This is a genomic window from Phormidium tenue FACHB-1052 (assembly GCF_014696675.1).
In the GTDB taxonomy this organism is placed as follows: domain Bacteria; phylum Cyanobacteriota; class Cyanobacteriia; order Phormidesmidales; family Phormidesmidaceae; genus Nodosilinea; species Nodosilinea tenuis_A.
The window spans coordinates 64290-78045 of the sequence record NZ_JACJQN010000016.1; the positions used below are offsets into that span (position 1 = coordinate 64290).

Genomic DNA, 13756 nt, shown 5'->3' on the forward strand with positions numbered 1-13756 from the left:
CGATGGGGGTTAGGGTTGGTGGCAATGCGCTGAGATGGCCGCGCGATGGTCAAAGACCGCTCCTTAGAAACCATTGCAGCCTGCTGTCTCAATTGCTGAATGAAGCTACTCTTGGGCTGGCAAGAGCCAATCCGTCACCTTTGGTCATAAAAGGCTGTTGAGGGTTCAAGACAGCAGTTTCCTCAATTTATGGGGACTGCCTGCTTGTCGATTGCCTTGGGGCTGACCGAAAAAGAGCGACATAGCTCGTGAGTAGATCTGCTTGGTACTCATTGGTTTAAGTCTATCTAACGGCAAATCTACAGCCGTGCCCAGGGTGAAATTAAAAAGAAATGGAGAAGAAGATGGCTGTTCTCTAAATTTCTCAAAGTCGAGGACAGTTCATCGATCGCTTTATCGATCGCCACGAAAGCGCTTAGCCATTCTCATTGTGAATATCGCATGCAGGTTAGGACTTTAGCGGTCTCAGGGTAGTCACCACAGGGTAGTGGTCAGACCCAGCGCGATCGCCGACTCTGGCGCTCACCGATCGCAGGTCGGCGGTGTGCCACACATAGTCAACGCGCTGAAGAGGCCAGGGGACGCTCCCTACCCGCAGGGTATGGCCCCACCCCCATCCCGCCTGCTGAAAGCTATCGGTCAGCACCGAGCGCAGCTCGGCGTGGGTTTGGGAGGTGTCGGTCATGTTGCAGTCACAGAGGATCACCGTGGGGCGATCGCGGGTTTGCACGGCCTGCTTTAGCAGGTCTACCTCAGCAGCCCGGCGGGTGTAACGCTCTTGGGTCTGCCTGACAAATTCACCCAGCGGGAACAGCGGCATATTGTTGGGGGCCAGGTGGGCCACAATGACAGTTAGGGGTGTTCCCTCTAGATCAATAACGCTTTGCAAACCGCGCTTAAACGGTGGATCGGGGAACTGCTTAGAGGCAACGATGGGCAACCGACTCACCAGGCCAACGGTATGGTAGTGGTCTGACTGATGAAAAACGCTGTATGGGTAGTCTGGCAAAGCCGCTGTCAACGCCGCAATGTTTGGTGGACGTACTTCTTGAAAACCGACAATATCGGGGGCAGCCGCTCGAATGGACTGGGCGATCTGGTCATAGTTCTCATTGCTCCACAACAGGTTGAAGCTCATCACCTTAAAGCTAGGCTGGAGGGCAGAAGCGGGCGCGGCCCCAGACGGCAAAAACAGCGGGCCGAATAGCCCCACAAAAATGGCGATGGGAAGGGCTAGCCCCAGCAGTAACCCGCGCCGCCGCAGCCCAATACCCAGGGGTAGCAACAGCACAACGGGCACAAATAAGTAGAATGCGATCGTATTTAGCAGCGCCAGCCACCAAAATTGATCGAAGAAGACCAACCGCAGCCCAAACCAAAGGGCGATCGCACCGATATAAATCCAGCCTAAACGCTGGGTTAGATCTTGCAAGTTGGCCTGAAAGTGATGGCGCGGCATGTCGTGGTTTTACCGGAGATTGAACTTCGACAATAGTGGCTTCAAGAATAGTGGCCTAATTGCCGTGAAGGACAGCTTTTGAATGAGCACAATGCCTACTCGGCCCAATACGCCTGCGCTGTGGTGGGCCGCGCCACTGCAAACGATGGATCTAGGGACGGATCGAGCCTTGGTGATACCGGCATGAAACAAAATCTCGCGGTAGGTTGAAGAAGCCGCTTGTGGCACTGATACTTATTTGCTAACTGAGATGACACAATATACGCTCTACGGGCCAGCCCTCAGCACCTACGTGCGCACTGTCCGCATGATTTTGGCGGAGACCAACACGCCCTACGATCTCAAAGCGGTCGATATCTTTAGCGATCGCGATCCCGCCTACCTGGCCAAGCACCCCTTTGGCAAGGTGCCTACCCTAGAGGTCGATGGGGAAACGCTCTACGAAACCTGCGCCATTGTCGAATATCTCGATACGGTGGTGGGAAACCGCGCCTTCACCCCCGCCGACCCCATGGGCCAGGCCCGCATGCGCCAAATCATGGCGATCGTCGATAGCTATCTCTACGCTCCGGCTATCAGCACAATCACCATTCAGCGGTTGATTGTGCCGAGTAAAGGGGGCCAGCCCGATGAGGATGCCGTCGCCGCCGCGATCCCAAAGGCGAAGACCGCCCTGGAGGCAATTGAGGCGATCGCCTCCTGTAGCCCCTATCTGCTCGGCCCCACCATTACCCTGGCCGACTTCTATCTCATGCCGGTGATGCTCTATCTGTCGAAGACGCCAGAATTTGCCGCCGTCACTAGCGAAATTCCCCAGCTCAACGCCTGGTGGGCTGAGGTCAGTCATCGGCCCAGCTTCCTAGAGGTGATTTCCTAAGGCGGCATGCCTTTAGAAAATGCAGAAAATGTGGGTAGGGGCGCAGCATGCTGCGCCCCTATAGGGTTCCTTGGGGCTTACCCCCGAAACTCGGAAGCCACAATCATCGAGCCAATGCCCAGATCGCTAAAGATTTCGAGCAGCAGGGCGTGGGGCACGCGGCCATCGAGAATGTGGGCGGCACCAACTCCCTGGGCGAGCGATCGCACGCAGCAGTTCACCTTGGGAATCATGCCTCCAGACACCACGCCGCTCTCAATTAGCTGCCGCGCCTGCTGAATATCGAGCTTGGGCAGCAGGGTAGAGGGGTCGTGGTAGTCTTCCAAAATGCCCTTGGTGTCGGTGAGCAAAATCAGCTTTTCGGCCCCCAGGGCGGCGGCAATTTCCCCCGCCACGGTGTCGGCATTGATGTTGTAGGCCTGGCCGGTTTCGTCGCTGGCCACGCTCGACACAATCGGAATGTAGCCCGCTTCGACCAGGGTTTTGATAATGCCCGAATTAATGCCGCTCACTTCCCCTACAAAGCCCACATCGGCTGCGCCCTGGGGCCGAGCAGTGATCAGGTTGCCGTCTTTGCCGCAGAGGCCCACGGCCTTGCCCCCCTCCTGGTTAATCAGCGACACCAGTTCCTTGTTGACCCGCCCCACCAGCACCATTTCCACCACATCCATGGTGGGGGCATCGGTGACCCGCAGGCCATCTTTGAACTGGGGCTCAATGCCCAGCTTGCCCAGCCAAATGTTGATTTCAGGGCCGCCGCCGTGCACCACCACCGGACGAATGCCGACGCAGGCCATAAACACAATGTCGCGGATCACGCCCGCTTTTAGGCTGCCGTCCTTCATCGCCGCGCCGCCGTACTTCACCACCACCGTGCGGCCCCGAAACTGCTGAATGTAGGGCAACGCCTCGCTGAGAATGCGAACTCGGGCGGCCTCGGCCTCGTGGATGCTGTCCGTTTGCGAAGAAGGAGACTGAACCATGGCGCTACCGATAGGGTTGGCGAAATCAAGCTGCCAGTAGTGTATCAATTGAGCACGGCAGAATCAGTCTCAGAATTAGCCTCAGAGCTAATTCTTTCGGCTACCAGGTCTAGGATGCGGGCGGCGATCGCCTCCACTGCGTCCCCCGCGCCCACCGTCACCCGCACATCGGCCTGGGCGTAGAGGTGCTGCCGCTGCGCCAAAAGAGTTGTCAGCTTAGTGTCCCAATCCTGCCCCTGTAACAGCGGACGACCCGCTTCCCCCGCCAGTCGCCCTTGCAGCACCGCAGTCGGCACATCCAGCCACACCACAATGCCGTGGTGCAGATAGCTCCAGTTTTGCTGCTGGGTGACGATGCCACCGCCCGTGGCGATCACCAGGCGACGGTAGGCCGCCAGCTCCGCCAGCACCTCGGTTTCGAGCTGGCGAAAGGCGGTTTCTCCCTGGCTGGCAAAGATGTCAGGGATGGACTGCCTGGCGGCGGCTTCTACCACGGCATCGGTATCAAAGAACTGGTAGCCGAGCATCTGGGCTAGGGCTGCGCCCGTGCTGCTTTTGCCAGCGCCCATCATGCCGATGAGGTAGAGGTTGATGCCGTTGAGGCGATCGGTCAGAGCCATAGAGGGAAGAGAGTGGGGGGTGGGGGGTGGGGGGTAGGGGAGATGAGTGGATTGGGGAAGGTGGGGGTTAGGGGGTGAGGGCGTCGTCGGCGTCGTCCCATTCGTCGCTGGGGGGGCGGGTTGGGGCAGGTTCGCTGCGATTCCGGGACGGATCGCTTCGCGAATTGCTCCAGGTTTCGACGGCGGCGGCTTCGGCGGCGGCGGTGTAGGGGGGCACAATCACTCGATAGTCGGCATCGACGACGCCATCTTCGGCGATTTCGGGTTCGCCCAAATCATTGCCATCGTCGTCCTCGTCCCGATCTCGGCTGTAGGCACTGTCGTCAGCGGCGTAGACTGGGCCTCTGGCGTAGGCGGTGTCGGCATACCGAGGGTCGGGGTCATTGCCGTAGATGACGTCATCTGGGGGCGCGTATATATTGTCAACCTGGCCGCTCTGGGGTGTCGGATCGCCTTCATCGCGGTAGCTGTAGGAGTATAGCGAACCGTCTCGATACATTCGGCGCGGCGCTTGGGAGGCTTCAAAGTCGCGGCTGGGGTTGCGATCGGGGCCACTGTCCTGTTCCCAGCCCTGGGTGATGTCATCCAGGTGGTCTTCCACGGGGCTGACTCCGGGGGCGCGGTAGGGTCGATTTTCTAGCCCATCCCAGTCGGTGTCGAGTTCGCGCAGCGACTCGTTGACCCGCTGCTGCTGCTTGGCCTGCTGCTTGCTGCTGCTAAACCAGGTGGTGACGCTATCGACAATTCCCGACGCTGAGGATGATAACGAGGCTGAGGATGACGGGGTGGTTTCGGGTTTCGGGGCCTGGCTGAGCGATTCCCAGTCGTTCCACTGGGCGGGCGATTTCAAATTTGTCCAGGCTCGCCAACTGGGGTCATCATCAGCGGGATGATCTCGGCTGGTGCTGGGAGAGGCCGCCTGTCGCCCTGCGCCGCCACTTCTCGAACCGGGGGCGGTGTAGGGCGGTGGTGCGTTGCGCCCGGCCTGTCCAGCCGTCGAGGTCGTCCCAGCAGATGAACCGGTGGGTTCGTAGAAGGACTGAGGCCGATATTTGTAGGCCTTGGAGCGATCGCCGCCGCTAGGGCCAATCGCTCCCAGTAGAGCCGTGAGTACCAGCGTTGTTAGCGCCCCCAGACCCACCGCCCCCGTCAGCCATATGCCAAGCGGCAACGCCTGGGTGGTGCCGCCAAAAAAGACCAGGGGCAGGGTCGGGGCTAAGTTTTGCACCCCCAGCAGCAGCACTGCCCCCAACACCAGCAAGACCACAATTAGACGTAAGGTAGCCATGGTTAGCCCTATAGCGTCGTCCTGCCCATCCTATCGTGACTCGCGGAGGGTTAGACATTAGATAGGTGCCCCTGCCAGCGGTTGAGAGGCACACAGTCGATGTCGAGCTGATCGAGGGCGCGGGCCACCACAAAATCTACCAGGTCGTCGATGGTCTGGGGCTGGTGGTACCAAGCTGGAATCGCGGGCACGATTCTGGCACCAGCCTCGGCCAGGGTGGTCAGATTGCGCAGGTGAATCAGGCTAAAGGGCGTCTCGCGCGGCACCACCACCAGCTTGCGCCCTTCCTTGAGCTGTACATCGGCGGCGCGCTCCAGCAGGTCAGAACTCAGGCCTGCCGCCAGGCGTCCTACCGTGCTCATGCTGCACGGTATCACCACCATCCCCGCTGTGCGGTACGAGCCGCTGGCAATGGTCGCCCCCACATCGCCCCAAGGATGGCAGCGCAGCTTGCCTGCGGTGGGCACCTCCGCCTGGTCGCGCCAAAACTGCTCCTGCTTCTCAGGGTCGAGGGGCATGTGGATGCCTGATTCGGCCTGCCACACCATTTGCGAGGCCTTAGACGCAACCAAATCCACCACGCCGTCAGCGTTGAGCACGTGTCGCAGCGTGCGTACGGCGTAAATCAAGCCCGATGCGCCGGTAACTCCCACAATGAGAGGACGGGCGGAGAGGGGAGTTTCGGCAGTTGGCATTGTGTATGGGGGTAGAGACTATGGGGGTGGGCGGGGGAGGCTCCTGACCAGTGCAGATATTCAGGGTCGCCCGCTGATCTGTCCTAATCCTAACGAGCTTAAGTTTTTAGGGCTAATGTCACTGAACTAGCCCGCTATCTCAGGCACTTCCTTACTCCCCTGCCCCCTTACTCACCCTCATCGCGCCCATCGTCTTGGCCGTCATCGCGCCCATCATCTCGACTATTAATGGGGTCGCCGTTGTCGTCTTCGCTGTAGTTGTTGTCTTCGTCTTCGGGAGCCTGGCTGCCGCCGCCGACGGCGACGAGATCGATCTGCTGGCGGTAGTAGTCAACGCTCTTGACCTGCACGTCAACTTTGTCACCGAGACGGTATTGCTGGCGGTTTTTGCGGCCCACGAGCTTCTGCTGGCGGGCGCGGTACTCGTACCAGTCGTCTTTGAGCGAGCTGACGTGGACAAGCCCTTCCACCAGCAGTTCTTCGATTTCGACAAAGAAGCCGTAGGACTGCACGCCGGTAATCAGGCCGTGAAAGACCTCGCCCGTGTGCGATCGCATAAACTCCGCTTTCTTCAGCCCCTCCAGGTCTGATTCGGCCTCTTGGGCCAGGCGCTCGCGCTCGGTGAGGTGAATGGCGATGCGGGGCAGATCGTCCTCTAGCTCGTGCTGAATTTCGGGGGGCAGCACGTTCCAGTTGACCTGGCCGTGGCAGGAGCTGTGGCGCAGGTTGGCCGGGTCTTTGGAGCGGGTAGAGCGGCGATCGCGGCCCGACTCAAACACCGCGTGGAGAATGCGGTGCACCAGCAAATCCGCGTAGCGGCGGGAGGGCGAGGTGAAGTGGGTGTAGCCCTCGGTGAGGGCCAGCCCAAAGTGCAGGTCGGCGTGGGTGCTGTAAAAAGCGGGCTGAATGGTCTCTAGCAGCAGGTAGGTGAGAATTTTCTCAGCCCCCGAGGCGGCAAACTGCTCCACAAACCGCTGGTAGTCTTTCGGCTGGGGGGCGGCTTCGTCATCGAGGGTGAGCTGAATCTCCATGTTTTCAGCTAGCTTGACCAGCTCCTGCACATCACTGGCGTCGGGGGCGCGGTGCAGGCGGTAAATAGCGGGCACCCCCAGCGCCTTGAGCTGCTGGGCGATGAGTTGGTTGCCCAGCAGCATGCACTCGGTCACAATCTGGCGAGAGGGCAGGCTGGTGGCCGTCACCATCACCCCCAGCAGCCCTTCATCGTCGTACTGAAACTTGGGCGATCGGTAGTGGGCGAGTGGCTCACCCGCGTCGGCAGGGAAGTCGTACTCTGGCAGGTTTAGCTCAAAGGATCCCCGGTGGAGGCGCTGCCGCTTGATCGCCTGGCTCAGGTAGAGCAGGTTATCCATCAGGTCGTAGACCGGCTCTAGGGCCTTGAGGGCCTTCGGCTTGATGCCGAGACTCTTGAGCACATCGGAGTTGTCGCGCTCCAGTATCCCCTGGGCTTCTTGGTAGGAAATTTGGTGGTCTACGGTCACTACCGTAGGCTGCACCTCGTACTCCTTCACCGCTCCGGTGTCGTCGAGGGTGACCAGCACCGAGATCGCCAGCCGGTCTTTGCCCGCCAGCAGCGACCCCAGGGGGCCAGACAGGGGCGGCGGCAGCATAGGGATGACTTCGTCACCCAGATAGACCGAGGTGCCGCGCTTGCAGGCCTCTTGGTCAATGGGGGAATGGGCCGGAACGTAGTGGGAAATATCGGCAATGTGAATGCCCAGTCGCCACTGGCCAGCGGCGGTGCGCTCCAGGCTGAGGGCGTCGTCAATCACTTGGGCATTGGGGCCGTCGATGGCGACGGTAAGCGCCTCCCGTAGGTCAAGGCGGTCTTTGATATCGGCCTTGAGCACGCGGGTAGGTAGATCCTGGGCGGCGCTCAGCACGGCGTCAGAAAACTTGCGGGGCAGGTCGTGTTTGCAGTAAACAATGTCGATGTCGGCAGCGGCTTCGGCGTCGCTGCCGAGAATTTGGGCGACTCGGCCCTGGGGCGGGTGCTGCCCCAGGGGATAGCGCACAATTTCGACATGGGCCAGCTGATCGACGGCGTCGGCCAGGTCGCCGCCGTTGGCTACTAAGGCCAGCTCAAACAGCAGGCGATCGTCGAGGGGCACGGCGCGGTAGTCGTCAGCCTCTTGCTTGACGCGGGCTAGCACTGAGGCATTGGCCCGCTCCAGAATAAGCTGCACTTCGCCTTCGGGACTGCGGCGGCGGCTGCCCTCCTTGGTGACTTTGACCAGCACGCGATCGCCGTTCCAGGCCGTATTCAGCTGGCTCTCGCGCACGTAGATATCGTCGGCCCCCTCTTCGTCCTGAATGGCAAAGCAAAACCCTTTGCTGGAGCAGCGCAGCTTGCCCTCAATCACATTCTCTTCCAGCTCGCGGCGGTACTTGCCTCTCTCTTTGACCAGCACCCCAATGCGCTCTAGGGCGTCAACGGCGATCTGCAAGTCGCGCTGGCTGGCATCGTCGTTGCAGTGCAGCTTTTTTTCTAGGCCCTTGAGGGTGTGGGTTTTATCTTTGGCGAAGCTTGCCAGTAAGGCCGCGATCGAGAGTTCCATGTAGCGACTGATTCCTAAAACTATTCATGACTGGGGTGTCCCGGGCTACAACAGGTCATCAACCCGTAGGAACAACCGGGATGCGGTCTCAGTACGCTGCCTGTGGCAACGAGGCGACGCCGAAACCAGGGCTGGGGGTGAAGCTGTAGCGGCAACCGGCCTCGATTCGTCTTCCTCAAGACAAGGTTGCAGACAAGCGCTCTGGCTCCCTCCTCTAGCTATGGCCGAGAGGACAACCGACAGACTGGGGTAGCCAACGCCCAAGTGTAACTGCTACAGCCGCAGATGAACCCGGCTGGAGAAAGTAACCCTCACCTCAGGCCCAGCCCCTCAGGGAGGCTAAACCCCTCAAACGATGGGGAGCTGGTTACACCCTACAGTTTCTCAGGAAATGGACCGCTGTCAAATCTTTTTGTCAATGGAAGACAACGTTTTGTAAAGCAGGCGCAAGGCTCAAGGTGTCGGGTGCAAGGGCGTGAGCCACCCCTAATACCTAACACCCTAAACCTGACACCCTTCCTTCAATTCATCACTTCCGCTCGCCCGTGACGATGTAGGCCACCCGCTTGCCAATGTTGGTAGCGTGGTCGGCAATCCGCTCCATGTAGCGAATGGCTAGCACCAGCAGTACCGTCGGCTCGACCGAGCCGATCAGGTTAGTTTGATGGGCCAGCAGGGCGTACAGCTCATCGTAGTCGGCGTCGATGGCATCGTCTTTTTGCTTAATCTCTAGGCCGCTCTTGGCATCGAGGTCAGAGAGGGCCAGCAGGCACATGGCAACCATTGATCGGCAGCGATCGAGCATGGTCTGCACCCGCCCCATCACCGGGTGTACGGGGTAAGGAAAAAGTTTGATCGCCACTTCGCCCAGATCTTCGGCATAGTCGCCAATGCGCTCTAGGTCGCGCACCAGTTGCATAAAGGCTCCAATGCGTCGCAGATCTTCGGCCTCAGGCTGAGCCTGGAGCGTAAACAGATGCATGCAGTCCATCTCGATCTGGCGGTAGAACTTGTCGATCTGCTTATCGTGACGGTGAAGCCGCTGGGCGGCATCAAGATTGCGATCGCACAGGGCCTCCCGAGCCAGCACGCAGGAGTTTTCAACTAACGCCCCCATGCGCAGCAGATCGCGCTGCACCCGCAGCAGCTGCCGATCAAAGTCACCACGCACGGGTTGAGTTGTATCCATATCAAGCATCGCGAAGCACACCGAATAAAAAGAAGACCGCAGCGATCGGGGCTCTTCAGCCTAGCAGCCCCCCAGGGCTAACCCCAACCAGAAACCCCAGCGCTGCCTAGGGGGTTCCCGTTAAGCTCTGTAACAGTTAGGCTGGCCGGCCCTGCGAAAGCTCCCATCTTAGTTAACAATCGGTCTAGACCAAGCGTCTTTGCTTAAGCGTTATTCACTCAGCTTGAGGAGTATTTTTTATGCCCCTTTCCGATACCCAAGTTTTTATTGCCCTAGCCGTAGCTCTATTGCCTGGTATTCTGGCATTCCGCCTGTCCACTGAGCTTTATAAGTAGGTTAAGCCGGGGCATTATTTTAACGTCCCAAAGGCATAGTTCACTAAACAAAAGACTCCGGCATCTAGATGCCGGAGTCTTTTGTTATAACCGAATGACCGTCGGGCTGACCAAAACCCGCTAAAAGCTCATGGCGGGCTCATTTTTAACTGGCCCCAAGGCCCCAGAGTAAATCAGCCCCCGCCGAGTATCGAGGGTCAAAATGCTGCCATCGCGGATGATTTCGGTGGCGTTTTTAACCCCCACGATCACCGGCACCCCCAGCCGCAGGCCAATGACCGCTGCGTGGCTGGTGGGGCTATCATCTTCGGTGACAATACCGCCCGCCCGACGAATGGCTTCGACAAAGTCAGCGCTGGTGTGGGGCACCACCAAAATTTCGCCGTCGTTAAAGTCGTTGACCTCTAGGCTGTTGTGGGCAACTCGGGCTCGCCCGCTCACCGAGGCTTCGCCAATGCCCACGCCGCGCCCTAGCACCGCTGTCACCACGTCTACCTTGATCAAATCGGTAGAACCCGATATCCCTTGTAGGGTGCCCGCCGTTAGCACCACCAGGTCGCCATCGTTGAGCAGGGTCTTTTCTTGAGCAACGCTCATGGCCGCCTGAAAAGTCTGGGTGCTAGAAGGCAGATCAAGCACCAGCAGCGGACGCACTCCCCATACCAGTTGGAGCTGTCGCGCTACATGGACATGGGGGGTCACCGCCAGAATTGGCGTTTGGGGACGATACTTTGAGACGTTGCGGGCAGTAGCCCCGGATTTGGTCAGGGTCATGATGGCCGCCGCGTTGAGCTGCGACGCAATGCGGCCCACTGCCTGACTGATGGCGTTGGGAATCGAGCGGGCACCGCCACCGTCATTGCGATCGCCCAGAGATAGCCCCTCCTGTTCGGTGCATACGGCCACCTTCGCCATCGTCGCCACCGCTTCCACCGGAAACTTGCCCACGGCGGTTTCGTTGGAGAGCATGACCGCATCGGTGCCGTCGAGAATGGCATTGGCAATATCAGACACCTCGGCTCGGGTAGGGCGAGGGTTCGACACCATGCTGTCGAGCATCTGGGTGGCTGTAATCACCGGAATGCCCAAGGCATTGGACATGGCAATCAGCCGCTTTTGCAGGATCGGCACCTCCTCGGCGGGTAGCTCTACCCCCAGATCGCCTCGGGCCACCATCACCCCGTCTGAGAGGGAGAGAATGGCCTCCATCTGCTCGATCGCCTCGTGCTTTTCGATCTTGACGATCACCGGCACATTCTTCCCGGCGGCATGGATGATTTCCTTAATTTCCAGCACGTCCTGGGGGTTGCGCACAAAGCTGAGGGCCACCCAGTCAACGCCCTGATTGAGGCCAAACATCAGGTCTTCGCGGTCTTTGTCGGTGAGCGCCTTGACCGAGAGATACACCCCCGGGAAGTTGACCCCTTTATTGTTTGACAGGGTGCCGCCCACGACCACCCGGCAGTGTAGCTCCTGGGCCACCAGATCGACCGACTCCACCTGCATTTCGACCTTGCCGTCGTCCAGCAAAATCGTCGAGCCGGGAGGCACTTCCTGGGCCAGCTTGTCGTAGGTGACGCAGGCCCGCTCCTGGGTGCCCGGAATAATCTCGCTGGTGAGCACAAAGCGATCGCCCTTGGCTAGCTGGATAGAGCCGTGCTCAAACTTGCCCAGGCGAATTTTTGGCCCCTGGAGGTCTTGCAGGATGCCCACCGGCTGGTTGAGCTCGAAGGAGATCTGCCGAATCAGGCGAATGCTGCGCTGGTGGTCGTCGTGGCTGCCGTGGGAGAAGTTGAGCCGCAGGGTGGTAGCCCCAGCCTCGATCAGTTCCCGCAGCACATCGGCATTTTGGGTGGCAGGGCCGATAGTGGCAACAATTTTGGTGCGGCGGACAGAGTTGCGCAGGGGCATAAACGACCTCTACTGAGAATAAAACGCTACCGCGTAGGACCTTAAATAAGGTCGTAGACTAGCAGCCATAAAGCACAGGGATAGTAGCACGAATGCCGATGGGCTTTACGCGTTACCCCAAAACCGGCAGGAATTTCAGCGTTTTCACCGATGATGAGCAGGGAGAAGGGGCTGAGGCGGGTGACGCTTGTCCGACCCTTGCTAGGGCGTGCTATCGACGGTGAGCTGCCTGAGCAGCGTGTATCTTGAGGCTGTGTCACAAAACTTTATTAATAAAGCATCGTAACGTATACTACCGAAGACACTGGTGTAGGAGCGATGCGTCATGTCGGTGGCAGTTGAAGCCCTGACGGTTAGAAAAACGGTTCCCCCTGAGTTACTCAAAACCGAAGGTGGGTTGAGCCTCAATTCTCTCATGTTTATAGCTTCCGTTGGGCTGATCAGTCTGTCTACGGTGGGCTATTTCTGCTGGCACTGGGCTGGCTGGTGTGTGTTTTTAATGAATGTGCTGTCCCTACACCTGTCGGGGACGGTGATCCATGACGCTAGCCACAACTCAGCTCACCGCAACCGCGTGGTGAATGCCCTGCTGGGCCACGGCAGCGCCCTGATCCTGGGGTTCTCGTTCCCTGTGTTTACGCGGGTGCATTTGCAGCATCACGCCCACGTCAACGACCCTGAGAATGACCCCGACCATTTTGTCTCGACGGGGGGGCCGCTGTGGCTGATTGCGGCGCGCTTTTTTTACCACGAGATCTATTTCTTTAAGCGTCGCCTCTGGCGCAATTGGGAGCTGCTGGAGTGGTTTTTAGGGCGCTTTGTGGTGGGGCTGCTGGTGTTTATCGCCTGGCGGTTCGACTTTTTGGGCTATATCTTTAACTACTGGTTTTCGCCTGCGCTGGTAGTGGGCATTGCCCTGGGCCTGTTTTTTGACTATCTGCCCCATCGCCCGTTTGAAGACCGCGATCGCTGGAAAAACGCTAGGGTCTACCCCAGCCCAATTCTAAACCTGCTGATCATGGGTCAGAACTATCACCTCGTACACCACCTCTGGCCCTCGGTGCCTTGGTATAAGTACAAGCCCACCTACGAGGTGATGCAGCCCTTGCTCGATGAAAAAGGGTCGCCCCAGTCCCTTGGGCTGCTGCAAATGAAAGATTTCTTTGGCTTTCTGTATGACCTATTTTTAGGCATTCGCCTGAAGCGCCATTGAAGCAATATCAAATTCACGTATAAAAATGACCCCCAGTTCTGGCTTAGTTGGCCAGAATTGGGGGTCATTTTTACGGTTTAGAATCCGTCAATATCTACTTTCTAGTTCGTAACTACTAGATCGGGGCGCAGGTCGCGGGCTCCGCGCAGATAGACGTGCTGAACTTTACCGTGAGAAACGGGAAGCTGCACGTGCATCAGAATGCGGATACAGCAGGGCAGGCTGCCTTCGACATGCATATGCTGCACATCGAGGAAGGCAACGTTGTCCCATTGGGGGCGCTGGCGGGCAATCGCCGCCGGAAACACCGCATCTAAGTCGCGGGTGACCGAGAAGGTGGCACTAATAATGCAGGTCGGGTCGAGGTGGTTGCGCTCTTCGAGGGCATCCATCAGCTCTGTGACGGCCTCCCGAATTGCCCCCTCCGTATTTTCTGGTACCGTTACCGCTCCCCGAATTGCCCACACTCGCCAGTCCACGCGTTAGCCTCCAAAGGTCATTCTTCAAAGCCCCAATGGCACCAACGGCTACAATTGGGGCAGAGAATTGACTGCATTTTACTGCTTTAATCCTACCAGGGCACTGATCTGTGCTGGCCCTTAAGGACGCC

Annotated in this window: 12 protein-coding genes; 3 read left to right on the forward strand and 9 right to left on the reverse strand. The window is 58.8% G+C overall.

The window, feature by feature from the left end; all coding sequences use genetic code 11:
- Positions 1–448: 448 nt before the first annotated feature.
- A complete protein-coding gene (locus H6G07_RS19975) occupies positions 449–1459 on the reverse strand; it encodes an endonuclease/exonuclease/phosphatase family protein (protein WP_073610050.1) in 1011 nt (336 codons plus the stop codon).
- Positions 1460–1709: 250 nt separating this feature from the next.
- Between H6G07_RS19975 and H6G07_RS19980 the strand changes: the two genes are divergently transcribed.
- Complete coding sequence (locus H6G07_RS19980; RefSeq protein ID WP_073610051.1) at positions 1710–2336, forward strand: glutathione S-transferase family protein; 627 nt, start codon at positions 1710–1712, stop codon at positions 2334–2336.
- Between the two features lie 77 nt (positions 2337–2413).
- On the opposite strand, the gene argB is transcribed toward H6G07_RS19980, so the two are convergent.
- From argB to phoU, 6 genes are all read right to left on the reverse strand, one after another.
- Positions 2414–3319, reverse strand: coding sequence for an acetylglutamate kinase (gene argB, locus H6G07_RS19985; protein WP_073610133.1), 906 nt, complete (start codon positions 3317–3319; stop codon positions 2414–2416).
- Positions 3320–3363: 44 nt separating this feature from the next.
- Positions 3364–3939, reverse strand: a complete 576-nt coding sequence (locus H6G07_RS19990) for a shikimate kinase (RefSeq protein WP_073610052.1) — start codon at positions 3937–3939, stop codon at positions 3364–3366.
- A gap of 67 nt (positions 3940–4006) precedes the next feature.
- Positions 4007–5227: a hypothetical protein gene (locus H6G07_RS19995; RefSeq protein WP_073610053.1), complete on the reverse strand. Its 1221-nt coding sequence runs from the start codon at positions 5225–5227 to the stop codon at positions 4007–4009.
- Positions 5228–5277: 50 nt separating this feature from the next.
- On the reverse strand, positions 5278–5922 hold the full coding sequence (locus H6G07_RS20000; RefSeq protein ID WP_073610054.1) for a flavin prenyltransferase UbiX: 645 nt from the start codon (positions 5920–5922) through the stop codon (positions 5278–5280).
- Between the two features lie 167 nt (positions 5923–6089).
- Positions 6090–8498, reverse strand: coding sequence for a ribonuclease R family protein (locus H6G07_RS20005; protein ID WP_073610055.1), 2409 nt, complete (start codon positions 8496–8498; stop codon positions 6090–6092).
- A gap of 529 nt (positions 8499–9027) precedes the next feature.
- Positions 9028–9687 (reverse strand): phosphate signaling complex protein PhoU, encoded by a 660-nt coding sequence (gene phoU / locus H6G07_RS20010; protein WP_084173428.1) that lies wholly within the window; start codon positions 9685–9687, stop codon positions 9028–9030.
- A gap of 239 nt (positions 9688–9926) precedes the next feature.
- On the opposite strand from phoU, the gene psaM reads away from it, so the two are divergent.
- On the forward strand, positions 9927–10022 hold the full coding sequence (gene psaM, locus H6G07_RS20015; protein ID WP_073610057.1) for a photosystem I reaction center subunit XII: 96 nt from the start codon (positions 9927–9929) through the stop codon (positions 10020–10022).
- A 120-nt stretch (positions 10023–10142) separates the two neighbouring features.
- Here the strand turns inward: psaM and pyk are convergent, their stop codons facing one another.
- Entirely contained in the window at positions 10143–11933 is a 1791-nt protein-coding gene (gene pyk / locus H6G07_RS20020) for a pyruvate kinase (RefSeq protein WP_073610058.1), read from the reverse strand.
- 325 nt (positions 11934–12258) lie between these two features.
- Here pyk and crtR point away from each other — a divergent pair, with 325 nt between their 5' ends.
- The gene (gene crtR / locus H6G07_RS20025) at positions 12259–13146 is read left to right on the forward strand and encodes a beta-carotene hydroxylase (protein WP_073610059.1); all 888 of its coding nucleotides are present in this window, start codon (positions 12259–12261) and stop codon (positions 13144–13146) included.
- A gap of 101 nt (positions 13147–13247) precedes the next feature.
- Here crtR and aroH read toward each other — a convergent pair whose 3' ends face one another.
- Complete coding sequence (aroH, locus tag H6G07_RS20030; protein ID WP_073610060.1) at positions 13248–13625, reverse strand: chorismate mutase; 378 nt, start codon at positions 13623–13625, stop codon at positions 13248–13250.
- Positions 13626–13756: the final 131 nt, after the last annotated feature.